The organism is Herbaspirillum sp. WTB6 (assembly GCF_057457785.1).
In genome coordinates this window covers 2,740,448-2,763,836 of sequence record NZ_CP176522.1, presented here as the reverse complement: position 1 = coordinate 2,763,836, position 23,389 = coordinate 2,740,448, and the positions used below count along the sequence as shown (strand labels likewise).

19 protein-coding genes are annotated in these 23,389 nt (G+C 63.3%); 9 read left to right on the top strand and 10 right to left on the bottom strand.

Going from position 1 to position 23,389, the window contains the following annotated elements; all coding sequences use genetic code 11:
* Positions 1-101 precede the first annotated feature (101 nt).
* The 8 genes from fusA to ACK2VC_RS12855 all read left to right on the top strand — a co-directional run bounded on the left by fusA (position 102) and on the right by ACK2VC_RS12855 (position 10,310).
* The gene (fusA, locus tag ACK2VC_RS12890) at positions 102-2,207 is read left to right on the top strand and encodes an elongation factor G (RefSeq protein ID WP_486730760.1); all 2,106 of its coding nucleotides are present in this window, start codon (positions 102-104) and stop codon (positions 2,205-2,207) included.
* Between the two features lie 213 nt (positions 2,208-2,420).
* Positions 2,421-3,302: a CorC family transporter gene (locus tag ACK2VC_RS12885; RefSeq protein WP_486730759.1), complete on the top strand. Its 882-nt coding sequence runs from the start codon at positions 2,421-2,423 to the stop codon at positions 3,300-3,302.
* Entirely contained in the window at positions 3,299-4,861 is a 1,563-nt protein-coding gene (gene lnt / locus ACK2VC_RS12880; RefSeq protein WP_486730758.1) for an apolipoprotein N-acyltransferase, read from the top strand. Before ACK2VC_RS12885 ends, lnt begins: the two co-directional genes overlap by 4 nt.
* 90 nt (positions 4,862-4,951) lie before the next feature.
* Positions 4,952-5,863, top strand: coding sequence for a glycine--tRNA ligase subunit alpha (gene glyQ, locus ACK2VC_RS12875; RefSeq protein WP_486730757.1), 912 nt, complete (start codon positions 4,952-4,954; stop codon positions 5,861-5,863).
* A gap of 96 nt (positions 5,864-5,959) precedes the next feature.
* Positions 5,960-8,059: a glycine--tRNA ligase subunit beta gene (glyS, locus tag ACK2VC_RS12870; RefSeq protein ID WP_486730756.1), complete on the top strand. Its 2,100-nt coding sequence runs from the start codon at positions 5,960-5,962 to the stop codon at positions 8,057-8,059.
* Between the two features lie 27 nt (positions 8,060-8,086).
* Positions 8,087-8,641 (top strand): D-glycero-beta-D-manno-heptose 1,7-bisphosphate 7-phosphatase, encoded by a 555-nt coding sequence (gene gmhB, locus ACK2VC_RS12865; protein ID WP_486730755.1) that lies wholly within the window; start codon positions 8,087-8,089, stop codon positions 8,639-8,641.
* Between the two features lie 30 nt (positions 8,642-8,671).
* On the top strand, positions 8,672-9,412 hold the full coding sequence (locus ACK2VC_RS12860) for a lysophospholipid acyltransferase family protein (RefSeq protein WP_486730754.1): 741 nt from the start codon (positions 8,672-8,674) through the stop codon (positions 9,410-9,412).
* Positions 9,413-9,428: 16 nt separating this feature from the next.
* On the top strand, positions 9,429-10,310 hold the full coding sequence (locus ACK2VC_RS12855) for a M48 family metallopeptidase (protein ID WP_486730753.1): 882 nt from the start codon (positions 9,429-9,431) through the stop codon (positions 10,308-10,310).
* Between the two features lie 125 nt (positions 10,311-10,435).
* On the opposite strand, the gene gloA is transcribed toward ACK2VC_RS12855, so the two are convergent.
* The 10 genes from gloA to ACK2VC_RS12805 all read right to left on the bottom strand — a co-directional run bounded on the left by gloA (position 10,436) and on the right by ACK2VC_RS12805 (position 22,601).
* Complete coding sequence (gene gloA, locus ACK2VC_RS12850) at positions 10,436-10,831, bottom strand: lactoylglutathione lyase (protein WP_486730752.1); 396 nt, start codon at positions 10,829-10,831, stop codon at positions 10,436-10,438.
* Between the two features lie 125 nt (positions 10,832-10,956).
* Positions 10,957-11,544, bottom strand: a complete 588-nt coding sequence (locus tag ACK2VC_RS12845; protein ID WP_486730751.1) for a chalcone isomerase family protein — start codon at positions 11,542-11,544, stop codon at positions 10,957-10,959.
* 37 nt (positions 11,545-11,581) lie between these two features.
* On the bottom strand, positions 11,582-13,276 hold the full coding sequence (locus ACK2VC_RS12840; protein ID WP_486730750.1) for a methyl-accepting chemotaxis protein: 1,695 nt from the start codon (positions 13,274-13,276) through the stop codon (positions 11,582-11,584).
* 388 nt (positions 13,277-13,664) lie between these two features.
* The gene (locus tag ACK2VC_RS12835) at positions 13,665-14,273 is read right to left on the bottom strand and encodes a chalcone isomerase family protein (RefSeq protein ID WP_486730748.1); all 609 of its coding nucleotides are present in this window, start codon (positions 14,271-14,273) and stop codon (positions 13,665-13,667) included.
* Between the two features lie 203 nt (positions 14,274-14,476).
* Positions 14,477-15,607 carry a molecular chaperone DnaJ gene (gene dnaJ, locus ACK2VC_RS12830; protein WP_486730747.1) on the bottom strand — a complete coding sequence of 377 codons (1,131 nt, stop codon included), beginning with the start codon at positions 15,605-15,607 and terminating at the stop codon, positions 14,477-14,479.
* Positions 15,608-15,718: 111 nt separating this feature from the next.
* Positions 15,719-17,671: a molecular chaperone DnaK gene (gene dnaK / locus ACK2VC_RS12825; protein ID WP_486730746.1), complete on the bottom strand. Its 1,953-nt coding sequence runs from the start codon at positions 17,669-17,671 to the stop codon at positions 15,719-15,721.
* A gap of 102 nt (positions 17,672-17,773) precedes the next feature.
* Positions 17,774-18,316, bottom strand: coding sequence for a nucleotide exchange factor GrpE (gene grpE, locus ACK2VC_RS12820; protein WP_486730744.1), 543 nt, complete (start codon positions 18,314-18,316; stop codon positions 17,774-17,776).
* 452 nt (positions 18,317-18,768) lie between these two features.
* Positions 18,769-19,872 (bottom strand): ferrochelatase, encoded by a 1,104-nt coding sequence (gene hemH, locus ACK2VC_RS12815; protein ID WP_486730743.1) that lies wholly within the window; start codon positions 19,870-19,872, stop codon positions 18,769-18,771.
* Between the two features lie 63 nt (positions 19,873-19,935).
* Positions 19,936-21,594 carry a DNA repair protein RecN gene (recN, locus tag ACK2VC_RS12810; RefSeq protein WP_486730742.1) on the bottom strand — a complete coding sequence of 553 codons (1,659 nt, stop codon included), beginning with the start codon at positions 21,592-21,594 and terminating at the stop codon, positions 19,936-19,938.
* 89 nt (positions 21,595-21,683) lie between these two features.
* A complete protein-coding gene (locus ACK2VC_RS12805; RefSeq protein ID WP_486730741.1) occupies positions 21,684-22,601 on the bottom strand; it encodes an NAD kinase in 918 nt (305 codons plus the stop codon).
* Positions 22,602-22,666: 65 nt separating this feature from the next.
* Here ACK2VC_RS12805 and ACK2VC_RS12800 point away from each other — a divergent pair, with 65 nt between their 5' ends.
* A complete protein-coding gene (locus tag ACK2VC_RS12800; protein ID WP_486730740.1) occupies positions 22,667-23,389 on the top strand; it encodes an HAD family hydrolase in 723 nt (240 codons plus the stop codon).

Genomic DNA, 23,389 nt, shown 5'->3' with positions numbered 1-23,389 from the left:
TCGATGCCAAAAAGGCACGTAGTCGCGACTTGTCCTAAAATTGCCGGGCGACCGAGCCGGTGCTTCGCCAGCCAACAGTCGCACTTGCCAGGGGACATTTCATGGCCCGCACCACACCAATCGAGCGCTACCGCAACATCGGCATTTCGGCTCACATCGACGCCGGAAAAACCACGACCACCGAGCGCATCCTGTTCTACACCGGCGTCAGCCACAAGCTGGGCGAGGTACACGAGGGCGCCGCCATCATGGACTGGATGGAGCAGGAGCAGGAGCGCGGCATCACCATCACCTCGGCCGCCACCACCGCGTTCTGGAGCGGCATGCACCACGATCAGCCCTTGCACCGGATCAACATCATCGACACCCCGGGCCACGTCGATTTCACGATCGAAGTCGAACGTTCGATGCGGGTGCTGGATGGTGCGCTGATGGTGTACGACGCGGTCGGCGGCGTGCAGCCGCAGTCGGAAACCGTCTGGCGCCAGGCCAACAAGTACCATGTGCCGCGGCTGGCATTCGTCAACAAGATGGATCGCGTCGGCGCCAATTTCCCGCGCGTGGTACAGCAGATGCGCGAGCGGCTGGGCGCCAACCCGGTGCCGATCCAGCTTCCGTTCGGGTCCGAGGACGCCTTTGTCGGCGTGATCGACCTGGTCGAGATGCAGGCCATCGTCTGGGACGAAGAGTCGCGCGGGATGCAGTTCCGCTATGAAGAAATCCCCGCCGCCCTGTTGCCGGCCGCAGCCAGGGCGCGCGAGCGGCTGCTGGAGGCTGTGGCCGAAGCCTCCGACGCGCTGACCGACAAGTACCTGAACGGCGAAACCCTGATGGTGGCCGAAATCAAGGCGGCGCTGCGCCAGCGCACGGTGGCCGGCCAGATCGTGCCGGTGCTGTGCGGCTCCGCCTTCAAGAACAAGGGGATCCAGGCGGTCCTGGACGCGATCATCGATTACCTGCCGTCGCCGCTCGACATCCCGGCCGTTGCCGGCCACGACGAACACGGCGAGACGGTGCTGCGGCGCGCCGCCGACGACGAGAAATTCTCGGCGCTGGCGTTCAAGATCATGACCGATCCCTTCGTCGGCCAACTGATTTTCCTGCGCGTGTATTCCGGCGTGCTGCAATCGGGCGATACCGTCTACAACCCGATCAAGGGCAGCCGCGAGCGGGTCGGCCGCCTGCTGCAGATGCACGCCAACCACCGCGAGGAATTGAAGGTGGTGCGCGCCGGCGACATCGCCGCCGCGGTCGGCCTGAAGGACGCCACCACCGGCGACACGCTGTGCGCGCCGGATGCGCCGATCACGCTGGAACGCATGGTATTTCCGGAGCCGGTGATTTCGCAGGCGGTGGAGCCGAAAACCCGCGCCGACCAAGAAAAGATGGGCCTGGCCTTCAACCGCCTGGCGCAGGAGGATCCGTCGTTCCGCGTTTCCACCGACCCCGAATCGGGCCAGACCATCATCGCCGGCATGGGCGAGCTGCACCTGGAAATCCTGGTCGATCGGCTGCGGCGCGAGTTCGGCGTCGAAGCCACGGTCGGCAAGCCGCAGGTGGCCTACCGCGAAACCATCCGCAAGACCTGCGACGAGGTCGAAGGCAAGTTCATCAAGCAGTCCGGCGGGCGCGGCCAGTACGGCCACGTGGTGCTGAAGCTGGAGCCGCAACCGCCCGGCACGGGCTATGAATTCGTCGACGCCATCAAGGGCGGCGTGGTGCCGCGCGAATTCATCCCGGCGGTGGACAAGGGCATCCGCGAAACCCTGAACGCTGGCGTCTTGGCCGGCTATCCGGTGGTGGATGTCAAGGTGACGCTGACCTTCGGCTCCTACCACGACGTCGATTCCAATGAAAACGCGTTCCGCATGGCCGCCTCGATCGGCTTCAAGGACGGCATGCGGCGCGCCGATCCGGTCTTGCTGGAGCCGGTGATGGCGGTCGAAGTCGAGACGCCTGAAGAGTTCATGGGCAACGTCGCCGGCGATCTGTCCGGGCGGCGCGGCAGCATCCACGGCATGGACGACCTGGCCGGCAACATCAAGGTGGTCAAGGCCGAGGTGCCGCTGGCCGAGATGTTCGGCTATTCGACCACGCTGCGCTCGCTGACCCAGGGCCGCGCCACCTATACGATGGAATTCAAGCACTACGCGGCCACCCCGCCGCAGATCGCCAGCGCAGTGATCGGAGCGCGCGGCCGCCCGTAACGGATTATATACTCCAACACTCGAAGCATTTTATCGCACATAAAATAACGGTTTTTACAACATACTCGCAAAATTTTATTTATTGTCGGGGGATTGAACAGGAATTTTTCGACAGCCGGCGGACGCTGACGCGGCTGCCGCCGTTCGGATTTGCAAACCATTTGTTGTATCCTGTACGCTTCGCAACAACTTCCCAAGCCCGGCTCGCGCCATATGCCCGACTATCCTAGTGACGCCAGATCCTCTGACGCCAAACCCCACCGGTCATTATTCGAACGTCTGACCGCACTGATTTCCCCCGAACCCGAGAACCGCGCCGAACTGCTGGAAATCCTGCAGGACGCGCATGCGCGCAACCTGATCGACGCCGACGCCTTGTCGATGATCGAAGGCGTGTTCCAGGTGTCCGACCTGTGCGCGGCCGACATCATGATTCCGCGCTCGCAGGTGGACATGGTCGACATCAACAAGCCGATCGAGGACTGGCTGCCGATGGTGCTGGAAACCGCGCACTCGCGCTTTCCGGCGGTAGCCGGCGAGCGCGACAAGGTGATCGGGATCCTGCTGGCGAAGGACTTGCTGCGCTACTACGCGGAAGAATCGTTCGATGTGCGCGACATGCTGCGCCCGGCCGTGTTCATCCCGGAATCGAAGCGGCTGAACGTGCTGCTGCGCGATTTCCGCGCCAACCACAACCACATGGCGATCGTGGTCGACGAGTATGGCGGCGTCGGCGGCCTGATCACGATCGAAGACGTGCTGGAACAGATCGTCGGCGACATCGAGGACGAGTACGATTACGACGAGGCCGAAGACAACATCCTGCCGCTCAAGGAAGGCCGCCACGGCCCGCGCTGGCGGGTCAAGGCGCTGACCGAAATCGGCCAGTTCAACGAAGTCCTGCACACCGATTTCCCGGACGAAGACGTCGATACCATCGGCGGCCTGGTGGCCAACCACCTAGGGCGCGTGCCGCACAAGGGCGATCGCTTCGACCTCGACCGGCTGCACTTCGAAGTGCTGCGCGCCGACGCGCGCCAGGTGCACGTGCTGCTGGTGGAGAAATTGCCGTCGAATGCTGCGGATGCGGTGTGACGCCGGCGGCGCTGCCTGACCGTCCGCGCCTGGCGCCGACGCGGGTGCTGGCAGCGCTGGCCGCCGGCGCCGGGGCGTTGCTGGCCTTCGCGCCATTCGGCCTGTGGCCGCTGCAGATCGCCACGCTGGCGCTGCTGTTCTGGCTGGCGCGCAGCGCCACCGTCAAACAGGGTGCGCTGCTGGGCTGGCTGTACGGCTTTGCGTTGTCGGTATGCGGCGTGCACTGGCTGTATGTCAGCCTGCATGATTACGGCGGCATGCCGGCACCGATGGCAGTGCTGGCGGTGCTGCTGCTGGCAGCTTATCTCGGCGCCTGGAGCGCGCTGGCGATCGGCGCCGCGCTCTGGCTCGGGCGCCGCTGGCGCGCCACCCCGGCCCTCTCGCTGCTGTTGCTGCTGCCGGCCTGCTGGAGCCTGAGCGAATGGCTGCGTGGCTGGGTGTTGACCGGCTTCCCGTGGCTGGCTTCCGGCTACGCCCATAGCGACAGCCCGCTGGCGGGCTATGCGCCGCTGCTGGGCGTGTATGGGGTGGCCCTGGTGGCGGCCTTCGGCGCCGGCGCGCTGGCGCTGCTGCCGGCCAAGAGACTCCCACTCGGAATCGCGCTGGCGCTGCTGCTGGCCGGCGCCGGACTGCGCGCGCTGCCCTGGACCGAGGACCACGGCCAGCCATTGACGGTGCGCCTGCTGCAAGGCGCGGTGCCGCAGGAGATGAAGTTCGAGCGGGCACAACTGGAGGCTTCGCTCGGCCTGTATCGCGACATGATCAGCGCCCAGCCGGCCGATCTGGTGGTGACGCCGGAAACCGCGATTCCGGTGCTGCTGGAACGGCTGGCGCCCTCCTACCTGGAACAGTTGCGGGGTTTCGCCCGGCAAACCGGAAGCCATCTGCTGCTCGGCGCCCCGATCGGCGACTCGCCGCTGCACTACACCAATAGCGCGGTCGGCATCGCGCCGGCCGCCGGCGCGCCGACGCCCAACTACAACTACCGCTACGACAAGCACCACCTGGTGCCCTTCGGCGAATTCATTCCGTTCGGCTTTCGCTGGTTCGTCGACATGATGCACATTCCGCTCGGCGATTTCGCGCGCGGCCCGCTGCTGCAGCCGGCGTTCGCGGTGCGCGACCAGCGGGTGCTGCCCAACATCTGCTACGAAGATCTGTTCGGCGAGGAAATCGCCGCCCAACTGGCGGCCGGCCTGGCTTCCGGCACCGCGGCAACGCTGCTGCTGAACATGTCCAACATCGCCTGGTTCGGCGACACCATCGCGCTGCCGCAGCATTTGCAGATTTCACAACTGCGGGCGCTGGAAACCGGGCGGCCGATGCTGCGCGCCACCAATACCGGCGCCACCGCGGTGATCGATCGCCATGGCCGCGTCAGCGCGCAACTGCAGCCTTACACGCGCGCCACGCTGGCGGCCACGGTCCAGGGCAGCAGCGGCGCCACGCCGTATATCCGGTTCGGCAACAAGCTGGTGCTGGGACTGATTTTGCTGGCTCTGGCCAGCGCCTGGCTGCTGGCACGGAAAGGGTGGATTGCGGCCGGCGCGCACGGATAAGCGCCCGGGCGAGCCTCAAAACCGCTAAAATCGCAAGCTTTGGCACTACAGCACGGCCCGCTACGCCCTGCGGCCGCGGCGCCCATCACGATGCTCACATTTCAACAAATCATTCTCAAGCTGCAGGACTACTGGGACGCCCAAGGCTGCGCGCTGCTGCAGCCATACGACATGGAAGTCGGCGCCGGCACCTCGCACACCGCCACCTTCCTGCGCGCGATCGGACCGGAACCGTGGCGCGCCGCCTATGTGCAACCGTCGCGCCGGCCCAAGGACGGCCGCTACGGCAACAACCCGAACCGCCTGCAGCATTACTATCAATACCAGGTGGTCTTGAAGCCGGCGCCGGAAAACATCCTCGACCTGTATCTCGGCTCGCTGCAGGCGCTGGGGCTGGACCTGAAGCAGAACGACGTGCGCTTCGTCGAGGACGACTGGGAAAACCCGACGCTGGGCGCCTGGGGCCTGGGCTGGGAAGTCTGGCTGAACGGCATGGAAGTCACCCAATTCACCTATTTCCAGCAGGTCGGCGGCCTCGACTGCAAGCCAGTGCTGGGCGAAATCACCTACGGCATCGAGCGCCTGGCGATGTACCTGCAGGGCGTGGAAAACGTCTACGACCTGACCTGGACCGAATGGGAGGAGCGCGGCGTCAACCGAAAACTCAGCTACGGCGACGTGTTTCACCAGAATGAAGTCGAGCAATCGACGTTCAATTTCGAATACTCGAACGCCGAGTTCCTGTTTTCGCTGTTCAACAACTATGAGGCGGAAGCCAAACGCCTGCTCGAGGTGCCGCTGGCGCTGCCGGCCTACGAAATGATCCTGAAGGCGGCGCACACCTTCAACCTGCTGGATGCGCGCGGCGCGATTTCGGTCACCGAGCGCGCCGCCTACATCGGCCGCATCCGCAACCTGTCGCGCGCGGTGGCGCAGGCGTATTACGAATCGCGCGAAAAGCTGGGCTTCCCGATGTGCGGGGATGGGCGTGTTGCCGCATAGCTGATCGTTCCCGCGCCGGCGGGACCCCGCGTCGTTAACTAATTTTGCCAAGCCACTGGATTCCCGCCTGCGCGGGAATGACAGCGATAAAAGAAGATGAACCAAACACTGTTAGTCGAATTGCTGACCGAAGAACTACCGCCGAAGGCGCTCGCCAACCTGGGCGAGGCCTTTGCCGCCGGCATTTTCAACGGCCTGAAGGCGCGCGATTTCGTCGCCGCCGACGCGGTCGCCACCGCCTACGCCACGCCGCGCCGCCTGGCGGTCGCGATCAGCCAGGTGCGCCCGATGTCGCCCGATAAATCGATCCGGGAAAAGGTGCTCCCAGTATCGGTCGCGCTCGACCAGGAAGGCCAGCCGACCGCGCCGCTGGCGAAAAAGCTGGCGGCGCTCGGCTTCCCCGATCTGCCACTGTCGGCGCTGGAGCGCGCCGCCGACGGCAAGGCCGAGAGCTTCTTCTACACCCATACCGCGCCCGGTGCGGCGCTGCACGACGGACTGCAGGCGGCGCTGGAAGAAACCCTGGGCAAGCTGCCGATCCCGAAGCTGATGAGCTATCAGCGCCCGGACGGCACCACCGTGCAGTTCGTGCGCCCGGCGCACCGGCTGATTGCGCTGCACGGCGGCAACGTGGTGCCGGTGGCGATCCTCGGCCTGGCCGCCGGCCACACCACGCTCGGCCACCGCTTCCTGGCACCGGGCGAATTGACGATTTCCGATGCCGACAGCTATGCCACCACGCTGGAAGCGCACGGCAAGGTGATCGCCGGCACCTCGGCGCGCAAGGAAAAAATCCGCGCCGCGCTGCTCGACCGCGCCGGCGACGACCAGGTGCTGATGCCGGAGGCGCTGCTTGACGAAGTCACGGCGCTGGTCGAATGGCCGGTGGTGTATGCCTGCAACTTCGAGGATGAATTCCTGGCAGTGCCGCAAGAATGCCTGATTCTGACGATGCAGACCAACCAGAAGTACTTTGCGCTGACCGATGGCAACGGCCGCCTGCGCTCGCGCTTTTTGATCGTCTCCAACATCGAAAGCGCCGACCCGCAGCACATCATCGGCGGCAACGAGCGCGTGGTGCGCCCGCGGCTGTCGGACGCGAAATTCTTTTTCGAGCAGGACCAGAAGAAGAAACTGGCAGAGCGCGTGCCCGGCCTGGCCAGCGTGGTGTACCACAACAAGCTCGGCACCCAGGCGCAGCGCACCGAACGGGTGAAGACGCTGGCCGGCGCGATCGCCCGCGCGCTGCGGGAGGCAAAGCTGGATGCCGACATCGCGCTGGCCGAGCGCGGCGCGCTGCTGGCCAAGGCCGACCTCCTGACCGACATGGTGGGCGAATTCCCCGAGCTGCAAGGCATCATGGGCACCTACTATGCACGGCATGACGGCGAGCCGGAAGAAGTCGCGCTGGCCGCTTCCGAGCATTACCAGCCGCGTTTCGCCGGCGACGCCCTGCCGGCGAGCATGACCGGCACCGTGGTGGCGCTGGCCGACAAGCTGGAAACCCTGGTCGGCATCTGGGGCATCGGCCTGCACCCGACCGGCGACCGCGATCCATTCGCGCTGCGCCGCCATGCGCTGGGCGTGCTGCGCATGCTGCTGGAAAAGAAACTGCCGTTGTCGCTGGACGCCTTGCTGGCGCACGGCGTGCGACTGTTTGCCGGCAATCCGCATTTCACCGATCCGAGCGCGGCGCTCAAGCATTTCCTGTACGACCGCCTGCGCGGATTGCTGCGCGAGCGCGGCTACCATCCGAACGAAATCGAGGCGGTGGTGGCCGGGCAGCCGGATACGCTGACCAACTTGATCGAACGGCTGGAAGCGGTGCAAGCCTTCGCCCTCCTGCCGGACGCCGAGGCGCTGGCAGCTGCCAACAAGCGCATCACCAATATCCTGAAGAAAACCGAGCTCGCCAGCACCAGCGTGCACAACGGCCTGCTGCGCGAGGTGGCGGAAGAAGCGCTGCATTCGGCCATGACGCTATTGAAACCGCAGGTCGATAGCGCTTTTGCCGCCGGCGACTTTGCCGGCGCGCTGAAGGCGCTGGCGCGGCTGCGCAGCAACGTCGACACCTTCTTCAACGACGTCATGGTGCTGACCGAGGACGAACAATTGCGCAACAACCGGCTGGCGCTGCTGTCGAATCTGCACCGGATGATGAATCAGGTGGCCGACATTTCCAAGCTGGCGGCCTGAACTTTCCAACCTCGACCGACCGCACTCATGAAGCTGATCATTCTGGACCGCGACGGCGTCATCAATCATGATTCCGACGAATTCATCAAGTCGCCGGCGGAGTGGACTCCGATCGAAGGTTCGCTGGAAGCGATCGCGCGCCTGAACCAGGCCGGCTACCGCGTGGCCGTCGCCACCAACCAGTCTGGCATTGCGCGCCGCCTGTTCGACATGGTGACGCTGAATGCGATCCACCAGAAACTGCACGTGCGCGCGCAGCACGTGGGCGCCCGCATCGATGCGATTTTTTATTGCCCGCACGCAGCCGACGACGATTGCGGCTGCCGCAAGCCGAAAGCCGGCTTGTTGCAGGAAATTGCGCGCCGTTTCGATACCAGCCTGCAAGGTGTGCCAAGCGTCGGCGATTCGCTGCGCGATCTGCAAGCCGGGGTCGAGGCCGGTTGCCAGCCCTACCTGGTGCTGACCGGCAAGGGCGAAAAAACCCGCGCCGCCGGCGGTTTGCCGCCCGGTACAATGGTCTTTCCGAATCTGGCAGCGGTGGTCGATCAAGTGCTGAAAACCCCCGCGCCCGTTCCAGCCTGAAGCCTTCCCCCCGTTTTTCCCGGAGATTGCATGTTGCGCATCACTTTGTTCCTGCGTTCGCTACTGTTTGTGTTGCTGATGCTGGCTGCCACCGTGATCTGGGTCTGGGCCTGCCTGCTGGCGGCGCCGCTGCCCTACAACCAGCGCTATTACGTGACCGGACGCTGGAATGTGTTCGTGATCTGGCTGGCGCGCGTGTTGTGCGGCATCCGCTACCAGTTCAAGGGTTATGAAAACCTGCCGGATGGGCCGGCGATCCTGCTCTCCAAGCATCAATCGGCCTGGGAAACGATTTTCTTGTTGCCGAACATGCGCCGCCCGCTGGTTTTCGTCTTCAAGAAGGAAATTCTCTACATCCCGTTTTTCGGCTGGGGCATGGCCTTGCTGCGGATGATCCCGATCGACCGCAGCAAGGGACGCGATGCCTTTGCCAGCGTGGTCGAGCGCGGCAAGAAACGGCTGGCCGACGGCCAGTGGATCATCATGTTCCCGGAAGGCACGCGCACCGCAGTGGGCAAGCAGGGCAACTACAAGGGCGGCGGCGCGCGGCTGGCGATCGAAACCAATACGCCGGTGATCCCGATCGCGCTCAACTCGGGCGAATGCTGGCCGAAGAATTCGTTCATCAAAAAGCCGGGCCTGATCACGGTATCGATCGGTCCGCCGATCTCGCCGCAAGGCACGAACGCCGTGGCCCTGATGCAGCAAGTTGAAAACTGGATAGAATCCGAAATGCGCGTGATTTCACCGCACGCCTATCCCGACCAATAACGTCTCGCCCGATGCCTTGAAACTGCTGCGCCGACGCTCGTCCGACCCCAACCAGCTTGAACTGCAGCTTGACCTGTTTGGCGTCGACCCGGTGCCGCCGCCACGCACGCCGGATGCGGCCGTCAGCCCGCCTTCTGTCACTGCCGCGCCATCGCCTGCGCTACCGACGGCACCCGGCCGACGCCGCATCCGCCTCGAACCGCATGACCTGGACTACGTGCTGCTGCGCTCCAAGCGCCGCTCGATCGGTTTCGTCATCGACGACGACGGCCTGCGCGTGACCGCGCCCCGCTGGCTGGCGCTGGCCGAAATCGAGCACGCCCTGCGCGCGCGCCAGCGCTGGATCTTCGCCAAGCTGGCCGAGCGGCGCGAGCGCTCGGCACGCCGCCTGCTGCCGCACATGCAGTGGCGCGACGGCGCCAGCCTGCCCTTTCTCGGCCGCGACCTGACACTGCGCCTGCACGCGGCGCAGCATGGCGCGGTCAGCCATGACGCCGCCGTCGGCACGCTGACGCTGAGCCTGCCACCCGACGCCGACCAGCAGCAATTGAAGGACCGGGTGCAAGCCTGGCTGCAAGCGCAGGCCAGGCAGATTTTTAGCGAGCGCCTGCCGTTGTATGCGGCAAAATTGGGGGTCGGCTACCGCAGCCTGACGCTATCGTCGGCCGCCACGCAGTGGGGTTCCTGCACCGCCGACGGCCGCATCCGGCTCAACTGGCGACTGATCCATTTTTCCCTGCCGCTGATCGATTACGTGATCGCGCACGAACTATCGCACTTGCGCGAAATGAATCACAGCCCGCGCTTCTGGGCCACGGTGCAGTCGATTTTCCCGGAGTTCGAAACCGCCAGAAAAGCCTTGCGCGAGCAAGCGCCGGACACGCTACCGATTTTCTAGCGCGCAAAAAAACAGATACTCCCAGAAAAATCGATCAATTCCGGTCGTAAAATGGATACTTCTACTACATACTCCATGACTTCCGAAAATTTCCCGGTAACCGGCGCGCTATTCTGCCGGCGCCATCAGGCCGCTTGCTCCTTGCGTTCGATCAATTCGATCTTGTAGCCATCCGGGTCCGTCACGAAGGCGATCACGGTGGTGCCGCCCTTGACCGGGCCGGCTTCGCGCGTCACATTGCCGCCTGCCGCCTTGACCGCCGCGCAGGCCTGGCGCGCGTCATCCACCGCAATCGCGATGTGGCCGTAGGCGCTGCCGAGTTCGTACTGGTGGACGCCGTGGTTATAGGTCAGCTCAAGTTCGGCATGCTCGGGATTGCTGCCGTAACCGAGGAAGGCCAGCGTATATTTGTATTCGGTATTTTCGGAAGTGCGCAGCAATTTCATGCCAAGCACCCTGGTATAAAAGTCGATCGAGCGTTGCAGGTCGCCGACCCGCAGCATGGTGTGCAAAATGCGCATGGGAATCCTGTCGCGGAAAGTGGTCCAGGCGATGATTGTATCCGCGGCGCGCGCGGCCCGTTTGCCGCCCATGCAAAAAGGGCGGCCTGAAATTGCCGCCCTGCATCACCCTGCCGCGACGACCGTCAACTGCCGATCAGCGCGGTCTTCAGTTCGGCCCCGGCCGGCTTCTCGCCCAGCCAGATGCGCAGAAAAGCGTTATAGAACGCCAGATCCGGCAGGGTTTCGCCGACCTGCTTGTCGTTGACATAGATTTTCATGCCGGAATTCGGGATCCAGTCGCAGGTAATCGAGTCACCCTTGCCGAGCTTCTGAATCGACGCAAAGATTTCACCCATCTTGACCGTTTGGTTGACGAATTTCGATTTTTCCGTCTTCTCGGTATTCGCGTTCAAGCCATCCATGAACGCCTGCCCCAATTCCTCGCTGTTGACGTCGCGCATCAACACCAGCCGCATGCGGCGCGGACCACTCGAGGCCAGGATGTCGGCCACGGTCTTCTTCTTTTCCTGCAGGTACAGGCCAGCGGCATACACTTTGAACACCGCCCAGTAACGGATGCCGGCACCATTCAGTTTCAGTTCCTGATTGGCGACCCGCACACTGTCATCCAGCTTGACGCCACCCACCTCGGCGGCCTGGGGTCCGGCGCCGAATGCCATCATGAAACCCGCCACGAGGACGATGCGCTTCCAGTGCTTCTGTACTTTCATCCTGCCTCCACGTCTAAATGAACACTTCCGATACCGATTAAAACTCCTGCCACTCCTCGCCGCCATGGGCCACCGCCACCGGAACGGCGGCGGCTTGTCTGCCAGCGACCGCTTGCGCCGCGATTGCCGGGCGCGGCCGCACCGCCGGCGCGTCCGGCACGGCTGCCGGCGGCGTCCGCCCCACCAGATTGTTCAGCTTGAAGACGCTGACCAGTTGCGCCAGGCTGGCGGCCTGCTTCTGCATGGCCTCGGCCGACGCCGCAGCTTCTTCCACCAGCGCGGAGTTTTGCTGCGTTACCTGCTCGACCTGGCCAATCGCGGTGTTGAGTTGAGCGATGCCTTCGTTCTGCCCCTGGTTGGCGGCGGTGATCTCCATCATGATGTCGGTGACGCGCTTGGCGCTGGTCACCACTTCTTCCATGGTGGTGCCGGCCTCGTCGACCAGCTTGGCGCCGGCACCGACTTTTTCGGTCGAGTCGCCGATCAGGGTCTTGATTTCCTTGGCCGCCGCAGCCGAGCGCTGCGCCAGGCTGCGCACCTCGGAGGCGACTACCGCAAATCCTTTTCCCTGTTCGCCGGCACGGGCCGCCTCCACTGCCGCATTCAACGCCAGGATGTTGGTCTGGAAGGCGATGCCGTCGATGACGCCGATGATGTCGACGATCTTCCTGGAGGACTTGTTGATCGAATCCATCGTCTGCACCACCTGCGCCATCACCGTGCCGCCTTTCTCCGCGATTTGCGAAGCGGAGCCGGCCAGTTGATTGGCCTGGTGCGCATTCTCGGCATTCTGCCGCACCGTCTGCATCAGCAGTTCGGTCGAGGCCACGGTCTGCTGCAGGGCGCCCGCCTGCTCCTGGGTGCGTTTGGAAAACTCCATATTGCCGCTCGCGATCTCTTCCGACGCGGAGGCAATCGTGTCGGTGCCGATACGCACCTCGCCTACCAATCTCGACAGGCTCTCGTTCATGTTGCGCAACGCTTCCATCAGCTCTCCGGTTTCGTCATGCGTGCTGACCCGGATCTCGCTGGTGAGGTCGCCGGCGGCAACCCGCTTGGCAACCCCGACCGCTTCGCGCAGCGGCCGCGTGATGCGGCGCGTGGTAAGGAAGCCGACGATCACGCTCAGCAGCACGGCGCCCAGCGCCAGGGCCAGGATGAACATTCCGGTACGCGCGGCGGCGGCGCTCGAATTTTCCCCCGCCAGCGCCATTTCACTGTCTTCGTACTTGATGAATCCGTCGAGCTGCTCGAAATACTTCCCTTGCAGGGGGCGCACGGAAAACATCAGCTTGATCATCGCGTCGTCTTTGTTGTTTTCATTGATCAGCGAAACAAACTTGTCTTGCGCCGGCACGAATTTGTCGCGCAACTCGGCAATCGCCTTGACGTGTTCGCGCCCCTTGGCGTCGGCGATGATGGTGTTCAGCTTGGTAATGGCGTCGTCGACCTGCTTGTTGCGCGCGGCAATGTTGGCCAATTCTTTTTTGATCTGCGCGTCGTCGGTCATGATCAGCACGTTCAGCATGCTGCGGGTACTCTCATTGAGATCGGCCTTGATGGTGTTGACGATCACCGTCTTCGGGTACCTGTCCTGCACCATCAGATTGACTTCCGCGCTCAGATCCGCGATACGCAAATACGCGAGGCTGGCCAGCAAAATAAGGAGGGCAGTGACAACGCTAAACCCCAGTGCCAAACGCTGGCCGATGCGCAAGCGGTTCAGTTTCATTTTTCATTCCTTCTATTGCTGCCTTGGCGAATCGGCAGTGTCTCCGGGCCCGGGCACCCAATGGCCGATTGATTATAGCTTTCTTCAAAACAACTTTTGGCCTTCTTCCTGGAATAGAGGGAGTGCTCGAAAATCGGGTGATCGCAGCGCACTGCGGCAGCCGCCCTCGCTCCGGAAACCGCCGCATGCAGCCATGCCGGTCCCGGCGCTGCGGGGCGTTGTCACCCATGTTGGAGGAACTACGCTGACCAACGGGCAGTTGGGCCGCACACGGAGACGATATCTCCGCCCAGGTGCGGCGCAAAGCACTGAACTGCCGAAAATGATGGTGCCGAACCGATACCGGACAGCGTCGCCTTTTTCAACCCCACCGCAGCCGCATGCAGCGTCAGTTCCCGACGAATTTTTCGCCGAGCAGATTCAGCTTCAACTGGGCGTCCGCCGGGTTATCACCAAGCCAGATTTTCAGCAGCGCGTTGTAAAACGCGATGTCCGGAAGCGGCTCGGAGATTTTCTTGCCATTGTGGGTCGAAACGGTGCCGACGCCGGGTATCCAGTCGACCCCGATCACATCGCCTTTTTTCAATTCCGGGATCGTCGCAAACATTTCCCCGAACTGCATCATTTGCGTCACGATTTTGGTCCGCTCCTGCAGCGTCGAGTTTTTCTTGATGCCGGCCATGAAGGACTGGCCGAGTTCTTCGTTGGTCAGATCGCGCATCATCACCAGGGTCACCCGTTTGGCGCCCGGCGCCGCCAGTACGTCGGCCACCGTAGTCTTCTTTTCGGCCAGATACAGGCCGGCGGCATATACCTTGAAGACGACCTTGAAGCGCACGCCGGCGCCGTTCAGCTTCAATTCCTGGTTGGCCACGCGCACGCTGTCGTCCAGCTTGACGCCGGCGACTTCCGCCGCCTGCACACCCGGCACCAAAGCCAGCGCGCCAAGCAGCGAAGCAAATACCAAAAGCCGTTTGCCCAGAATGTCTCTTTTCATTTTTACTCCCATGTAGCCACGGCGCCCGAGGGCAGTCAATAAAGGAACGGTCGTTTTATTTTTATGGGGTTCAGCATAGTGAAGAAATGTCTATAGTGCAACTGGTAAATTGCCCCCTGACGATTTCCGATCGACGATAAAAAAGCCGCCGGTCAAAAAACCGGCGGCCTGCCAAAAATCGGACTGCAAGAGAAAACCGTCCGCTATTCGAAAAACTCCTTGACCTTGTCCTTCCACGATTTGCTCTGTGGACTGTGGCGTGCGCCGCCTTCGGTGGTTGAGCGCTCGAATTCGCGCAGCAAATCTTTCTGCTGCTCGGTCAGCTTGACCGGGGTTTCCACCGCCACGTGGCAGAACAGGTCGCCGGCATAGCCTGAACGTACGCCCTTGATGCCTTTGCCGCGCAGGCGGAATATCTTGCCGGACTGGGTGCCCTCCGGAATCGTGAAGGACGCCTTGCCGTTCAAAGTCGGCACTTCGATCTCGCCGCCGAGCGCCGCGCGCGCGAACGAGATCGGCATTTCGCAATGCAGATCGTCGCCTTCGCGCTGGAATACCGGGTGCGGTTTGATGTGGATTTCCACATACAGGTCGCCGGCTGGGCCGTTGTTCAGGCCCGGTTCGCCATTGCCGGAAGAGCGGATGCGCATGCCGTCATCGATCCCGGCCGGGATCTTGACTTCCAGCGTCTTGTTGCGCTTGATGCGCCCGGCGCCGCTGCAGGCGTTGCAGGGATCGGCGATCATCTTGCCGCTGCCGTGGCATTTCGGGCAGGTTTGCTGGATGCTGAAAAAGCCTTGCTGCATGCGCACCTGGCCGTGGCCGCCGCAGGTGCTGCAGGTGGTGGGAGAGGTGCCGGGCTTGGCGCCGGAACCGTGGCAGGTGTCGCAACTGTCCCAGGACGGCACCCGGATCGTGGTGTCGAAGCCGTGCGCTGCCTGCTCCAGCGTGATTTCCAGGTTGTAGCGCAGATCGGCGCCGCGATACACCTGCGGCCCGCTGCGGCCGCGACCGCTGCCGCCGCCAAAGATATCGCCGAAGATGTCGCCGAAGGCATCGGCAAAGCCGCCGGCGCCGTTGGCGCCGAAACCGCCGCCGCCCATGTTGGGATCGACGCCGGCATGGCCATAGCGGTCATACGCTTCCCGCTTTTGCGGATCGGACAGCATTTCGTAGGCTTCCTTGGCCTCCTTGAACTTGTCTTCCGCGCCCTTGCTATCCGGATTGCGGTCCGGATGATGCTTCATCGCGAGCTTGCGATACGCCTTCTTGATCTCGTCGTCGGAGGCATTTTTCGCCACGCCCAATACTTCGTAAAAATCGCGCTTCGCCATCGTTTCGGCACCTTGTCTGTCTAAGCAAAAAAGCCGAGCGGAAGCATTTCGCTTCGACCCGGCGCGTCAAGACGGCCGCCAAATTCCTGCGGCCGCCCGACCATGGACACCTTACTTGTTGTCCTTGACTTCCTTGAAGTCGGCATCCACCACGTCGTCTTCCTTGGCCCGGCCCTCGCCGGCATCCGCGCCGCCGGCGCCCGTGCCAGCACCCGCCGCGCCGGCTGCCTGCTGCTGCGCCTGCATGTCGGCATACATCTTCTCGCCCAGCTTTTGCGCAGCAGTGGAAACCGCGGCCGACTTGGCATCGATCGCCGCCTTGTCGTTGCCTTTCAGGGCTTCTTCCAGTTCCTTGATCGCGGCCTCGATCTTGTCCTTTTCGCCGCCTTCCAGCTTGTCGCCGTGTTCGGCGAGAGCCTTCCTGGTCGAGTGCACCAGCGCGTCGCCCTGGTTGTGCGCTTCGGCCAGTTCCTTCAGGCGCTTGTCTTCTTCGGCGTTGGCTTCGGCGTCGCGCACCATCTTCTGGATTTCATCTTCGGTCAAGCCGGAGTTGGCCTTGATCGTGATCTTGTTTTCCTTGCCGGTCGCCTTGTCCTTGGCGCCGACGTGCAGGATGCCGTTGGCGTCGATGTCGAAGGTGACCTCGATCTGCGGCGTGCCGCGCGCAGCCGGCGGAATACCTTCCAGGTTGAATTCGCCCAATGCCTTGTTGCCGACCGCCATCTCGCGCTCGCCCTGGTAGACCTTGATGGTGACCGCCGGCTGGTTGTCGTCTGCGGTCGAGAACACCTGGGAAAACTTGGTCGGAATCGTCGTGTTCTTCTGGATCATCTTGGTCATCACGCCGCCCAGCGTCTCGATACCGAGCGACAAGGGCGTAACGTCCAGCAGCAGCAAGTCCTTGCGGTCGCCGGACAAAACCGAGCCCTGGATCGCGGCGCCGACCGCCACAGCTTCGTCCGGGTTGACGTCCTTGCGCGGCTCCTTGCCGAAGAATTCCTTGACCGTTTCCTGCACCTTCGGCATCCGCGTCATGCCGCCGACCAGGATGATGTCGTCGATGTCGGTGACCTTGATGCCGGCGTCCTTGATCGCGATCCGCACCGGGTCGATGGTCTTGGAAATCAGTTCCTCGACCAGCGATTCCAGCTTGGCGCGCGTCATTTTCAGATTCAGGTGCAAGGGCGCGCCGTTCGCCATCGCAATGTACGGCTCGTTGATCTCGGTCTGCTGCGAGGACGACAATTCGATCTTGGCGCGCTCGGCCGAGGCCTTGATCCGCTGCAGCGCGATCGCGTCCTTCGACAGGTCGAGGCCGTTGATCTTCTTGAACTCGTCCAGGATGTAATCGATCATGCGCTGGTCGAAGTCTTCGCCGCCCAGGAAGGTGTCGCCGTTGGTGGACAGCACTTCGAACTGCATTTCGCCGTCGACATCGGCGATCTCGATGATCGAGATGTCAAAAGTGCCGCCGCCCAGGTCATACACCGCGATCTTGCGGTCACCCTTGCCGCTCTTGTCGAGGCCGAACGCCAGCGCCGCAGCGGTCGGTTCGTTGATGATGCGCTTGACATCCAGGCCGGCGATGCGGCCGGCGTCCTTGGTGGCCTGACGCTGGCTGTCGTTGAAGTAGGCCGGCACCGTGATCACGGCTTCGGTGACTTCTTCACCAAGATAGTCTTCCGCGGTTTTCTTCATCTTGCGCAGCACTTCGGCCGAAATCTGCGGCGGCGCCAGCTTCTTGTCGCGCACCGAGACCCAGGCGTCACCGTTGTCGGCCTTGATGATCGAAAACGGCATCAGGTTGATGTCCTTCTGCACTTCCTTTTCGTCGAACTTGCGGCCGATCAGGCGCTTGACCGCGTACAGCGTGTTCTTCGGATTGGTCACCGCCTGCCGCTTGGCCGGTGCCCCGACCAGGATCTCGCCGTCCTCCTGATAGGCGATCACGGACGGCGTGGTGCGCGCGCCTTCGGAGTTTTCGATGACTTTCGGCTGGCCGCCTTCCATGATGGCGACGCAGGAATTGGTGGTACCCAAATCGATGCCGATGATTTTGCCCATGATTTTTATTCCTTTATTCCTTGATATGACGGATAACTAAAGCTCGGATGTTTTTAATATGCGGAAAAGAAGAGCGCTTTCAAGCACCGTTTTGGAGAATTTTTAGCCGGTTTTTTCCTGGGCCACAGTCACCAGTGCCGGGCGCAGCAGGCGATCGGCGATGGTATAGCCTTTTTGCAGCACTTCGACCACGGTATTCGGTTCCTGCTCGGCCGCCACCAGCGACAAGGCTTGGTGTTTCATCGGGTCCAGCTTCTCGCCAGCTGGCGGGTTGACCTCCAGCAGCTTGTGTTTTTCAAATGCCGTATTCAACTGTTTCAGCGTCATTTCAACCCCGGCCTTCAACGACTCGACAGACGGCGTATCGATTTTCAGGGCCGTTTCCAGGTTGTCGCGGACCGGCAGCAAGGCTTCGGCGAAACTTTCGATGGCGAACTTGCGCGCGCGGGCAACCTCGTCCTGGGCGCGCCGGCGACCGTTTTCAACTTCGGCCTTGGCGCGCATGAAGGCATCTTCCATCTCGGCCGCCTTGGCTTCCGCCTTGGCCAGCTTGTCCGTCAGTTCGTCGGCGGCGGGCGGGGCGGCGTCAATCGCGGCGCTTTCTTCAGCCACGGTCGGTTCCAACTGATTATCCTTGTCTTGCATTCAAAAATCTCCCACGGTCAGTCACGGAATTCATACCAAAAAAATAAATGGGGCTAGCCCCCGGTATTTTCAAGGGATCGCCAGACGGGCATCACTTGCAAGATTGTCACGTTCGGTTACACAAGTTACGGGAGCGAGCGGGTATTCAGGTCAGATCGGCGGCATGCTGGAAAAAATGGAAATGCCCTTCCCCATACCGTACTGTCGGGGTGAAACCCTTGAAACTGTCCCTGATTTCCGCCGCGGTCTTTCTCTACACCGTGCTAGCCACGATCTGGATCTGCTATGCGGAACTGGTCGCGCTCTACTGAGATGCAGCCCGCCATTCTAGCAAACCCCCTTCTCAGCCTTCGGCGGCCTTTGGCGTTAATCCAGAAAAATCGGGGTATGCCTTAAAAGCGACCTGTTGGGCTTAAAAACAGGGCGGACCTGAAAATACCCTTACAAGTATGCTATTTGTCTGCGCCCAGACGCAAGGCCGCTGCACGGCTGGTGGCCCGCTCCGCCATCCGGCTGCCGGCATCTTGCGCGGTTTCGCTCGGCCAGCCCTGCAGATGCTGTTCGGCAATGTCCGCCAGGGCGGCAATCCACTCCGGCGACTCGTTCAAGGCCCCAATGTAGTGAAATTCGCTGCCGCCGGCCTGCAGGAACTCGCCCTTGACTTCCATGCCGATTTCTTCCAGCGTTTCCAGGCAATCGGCGACGAAGCCGGGGCAGATCACGTCCAGGCGCCGCACCCCTTGCCTAGCCAACGCCTGCACGGTGGCACTGGTATACGGCTGCAGCCACTCGGCCTTGCCGAAACGCGACTGGAAGGTGACCACGTATTGATCTTCGGCAAGACCCAACTCCTGCGCCAGCAGGCGCGCCGTTTTCTGGCATTCGCAATGGTAGGGATCGCCCAGCAGCAGCGTGCGCTTCGGCACACCGTGAAAGCTCATCACCAGCTTTTCCGCCCTGCCATGTTGCTGCCAGTGCGCCAGCACTGATTGTTTCAGGGCGCGCAGATAGCCGGGATGGTCATGGTAGTGCTTGACCAGACGCAGTTCCGGCACGTTGCGCACCGTTGCGTAGTGGCGGAACACGGCGTCGTAGGTGGAGCCGGTGGTGGCGCCCGAATATTGCGGGTAGGCCGGCAGGATCAGGATGCGTTGGCAGCCTTCGGCCTGCAGCCTGGCCAGCACCGTCGGCAACGCCGGTTCGGCATAGCGCATGGCGTAGGCGACTTGCAACTGATGGCCGCGCTCGCCCAGGTAACCGCGCAGCAACTGCGCCTGCTTTTCGGTATGCACCTTCAGCGGCGAGCCTTCCGCGCTCCAGATCAACTGGTACTTGGCCGCCGAGCGCGCCGGCCGCAGCGGCAGGATGAAACCGTGCAGAATCAGCCACCAGAGCACGCGCGGGATTTCGACCACGCGCGGGTCGGACAGGAATTCCTTCAGATAGCGGCGCAGGGCGCCCGCGGTCGGCGCATCGGGCGTGCCGAGATTGATCAGCACCAGCCCGGTTTTGGCCGGGGTGCCGTGGGTATAGGGAGGTTCTGGGCGAAAGGACATGGGGATGCGATCGATCAATGAGGGGTGCGGGCGCCGATCAACGGGCGCCGATCGCGGGTTCAACTACAGCGCCAGCAATTCGCGCGCATGCTTGCGGGTGGTGGCGGTAATTTCCAGCCCGCCCAGCATGCGCGCGATTTCCTCCACGCGCGCCTTGCTGTCCAGCAGCGCGATATGCGAGGTGGTCTTGCCGCCGTCGCTGCTCTTGCTGACCTGAAAATGCTGGTTGGCCTGGCTCGCCACTTGCGGCAGGTGCGTCACGCACAGCACCTGGCGCTCCCGCCCCAGCCGCTTCAGCAGGCGCCCGACCACTTCCGCCACGGCGCCGCCGATGCCGCTGTCGACTTCATCGAAGATCAGGGTTTCAGCCTTGCTGCCGTTGACGCTGGCGGTCGACGTGATGACTGAAATCGCCAGCGCGATGCGCGCCAGTTCGCCGCCGGAAGCGACCCGCGCCAGTGCGCGCGGCGCCACGCCGGCATGCCCGGCCACCAGGAACTCGACCTGCTCCAGCCCGTAACTGGCCGCTTCGCACGGATTCAGCGCGACCGCGAAGCGGCCGCCGCTCATCGAAAGCTCCTGCATCGCGGCACTCACCGCCTCGCCCAAAGCCGCACCGGCCTTGGCGCGGGCCTTCGACAGCTTGCGCGCGAGTGCCTGGTAGTCGGCTTCCAGCTTGTCCTCTTGCGCGCGCAGTGAATCGAGATCGCTGACGTTGGCCAATTGCCGCAACTGCGCCGCCAGCGACTCGAATTCCTGCGGCAGCTCTTCCGGCGCGACGCGGAACTTGCGCGCGCTCGAGTGGATCGCTTCCAGCCGCGCCTCGACCGTGCGCAGGCGCTCCGGATCGAGCTCGACCCGGCCCAGGTAATCGTTCAACGCATACACCGCTTCCTGCAACTGGATACAGGCCGGCTCCAGCGCCTCGGTCACCGGCTTCAAGGCGGCGTCGATCCCAGCCAGCTTGCCCAGCCTCTGGTTCAGCGCCGCCAGTTGCGACAGCAGCGGCTGCTCCGCTTCCGAAATCAGGTTCAGCGCCTCCTGCGCGCCTTCGATCAGGCTGGCGGCGTGCGACAGCCGGCTATGCTCGTTGCTGATCTCGGCCCATTCGCCCGGCTTGACCGCCAGCTTTTCCAGCTCGCCGACCTGCCACTCGAGCCGCTCGCGCTCGGCCAGCACGTTCTTGGCATTGCGCTCGAACTCGAGCCGCTGGCGCCGCACCGCCTGCCAGTCGCGCCAGGCCTGCGCCACCGCCAGTGCCTGCGGCTGCAGGCCGGCCTGGGTATCCAGCAGCAGCCGTTGCGCATCGGCGCGCAGCAACGATTGGTGAGCATGCTGGCCGTGGATGTCGACCAGCATCTCGCCCAGCTCGCGCAACTGGGCGGCGGTGGCGGCGCTGCCGTTAATGAAGGCGCGCGAACGACCGGCGTTGTCGATCACGCGGCGCAGCAGCACGCCGCCTTCCTCGCCCTGGAATTCGTTGGCCGCGAGCCAGGCGTCGAGCGCCGGGCCAGCGGCGAAATCGGCGCTGATGTCGGCCCGGGCCGCGCCTTCGCGCACCACGCTGGCGTCACCGCGCCCGCCCAGCGCCAGCATCAGCGCATCGATCAGGATCGACTTGCCGGCGCCGGTTTCGCCGGTCAGGACCGAAAAACCGCGGCCGAACTCCAACTCGAGGGAATCAACGATGACAAAGTCGCGAATCGAAAGTGTGCGCAGCATCTGGATTGCGTTTCAGGCATTCGCCTCGGACACGAAGCTGGTTGGAGGAACAGCGGCGCCAGCAGTACGGCCTGCTGGCGCAGCGGCAATTATTTTAACTGACCCTCTACCGCCGGGTACTCGTGCCAGTGCAACTTTTGCCGCAGCGTGGCGTAATAGCTCCAGCCCTGCGGGTGCAGGAAGGTGATCGTGTGCGGCGAGCGGCGAATCCGGATGCGGTCGTGGTGGGCCAGGCTGGCCAGCGACTGCATGTCGAAATTGACGCTCATTTCGCGCCCGCTGACCACTTCGATTTCGATTTCGCAGGAATCCGGCAGCACGATCGGCCGGTTCGACAAGGCATGCGGCGCGATCGGCACCAGCACGATGCCGTGCAGGGTCGGATGCAGGAGCGGGCCGCCGGCCGACAGCGAGTAGGCGGTGGAACCGGTCGGCGTGGCGACGATCAAACCGTCCGAGCGTTGGTTGTACATGAAACAGCCGTCGACTTCGACTGCCAATTCAACCATGCCGGAAGTGGCGCCGCGCGACACCACCACGTCGTTGAACGCCAGGCCGCTGAAAATCTGCCGGCCTTCGCGCCAGACCGAGCCTTCCAGCAATGTGCGCCGCTCCGATTCCACCTTGCCTTGCAGCATGTCGGCCAGCACCGGAATCATGCGTTCCAGCGGGATGTCGGTCATGAAGCCCAGCCGGCCCTGGTTGATACCGATCAGCGGCACATCGTACGGCGCCAGTTGGCGCGCGATGCCGAGCATGGTACCGTCGCCGCCAAGCACGATGGCGGCGTCCGCGTGCTGGCCGATCTCCGCCGGCGTCATGGTCAGGGGCGTCGACAGAGGGATATTGCGCGCGGTTTCGGTCTCGAACACCACCGTATGGCCGTTGCTCTTCAGGAAATCGGCGATTTCCGATAGCGGCTGGGAAATGCCGGCGGCCAGATACTTGCCGATGATCGCAATGGTTTTCGGTAAGAATGGGGCGCCGGTGGATTTGAGGGGCTGCATGCCGGCGATTAGACCATAATTCAGATGCAACTTGAAAGAGACGGAAACGAACCGATGTACAGACTATGAAGACTTCCCCGATCAAGGCAGTGCTGTTCGATCTCGACGATACGCTGTGGTCGATCATGCCGGTGATTGCGCAAGCCGAAATCGTGCTGCACGACTGGCTGGCGGCCCATGCGCCGGCGGTGGCCGAGCGCTTCTCGATCGACGTCCTGCGCCAGCAGCGCCTCCAGTTGATGGCCACCGATCCGCGCTACCAGATCGACCTCTGGGCGCTGCGCCATGCGGCGCTGTGCCGCGCGTTCGCCAGCGCCGGCGAGGAACTGGCCAAGGTGGACCAGGCGATGGCGGTATTTTCGGCGGCGCGCAACGCGGTGACGCCGTTCGACGATGTCCATCCGGTGCTGGCGCAGTTGCGCGGGCAGGTGCCGCTGGGGGCGGTCACGAACGGCACCGCCGACTTGGAAGTGATCGGCCTCGCGCATTACTTCCAGGCCACGTTGTCGGCGCCGCGCCTGGGCTGTGCCAAACCGGGAGCCGCCATCTTTCACCTGGCATGCGACGCGCTGGGCGTGGCGCCGGCGCAGGCGCTGTATGTCGGCGACGATCCGCGGCTGGACATCGAAGGCGCGCAACGCGCCGGCCTGCAGACCATGTGGATCAACCGTTTCGGGCGGGAATTGCCACCGCATGTGGTGCCGGACGCGCAGTGCACCGACCTGCACCAGTTGCGGCAGTGGCTGGCGCCGCGCACGGCGCTGGCGGCAGCATCCGCCGGCCGCTAG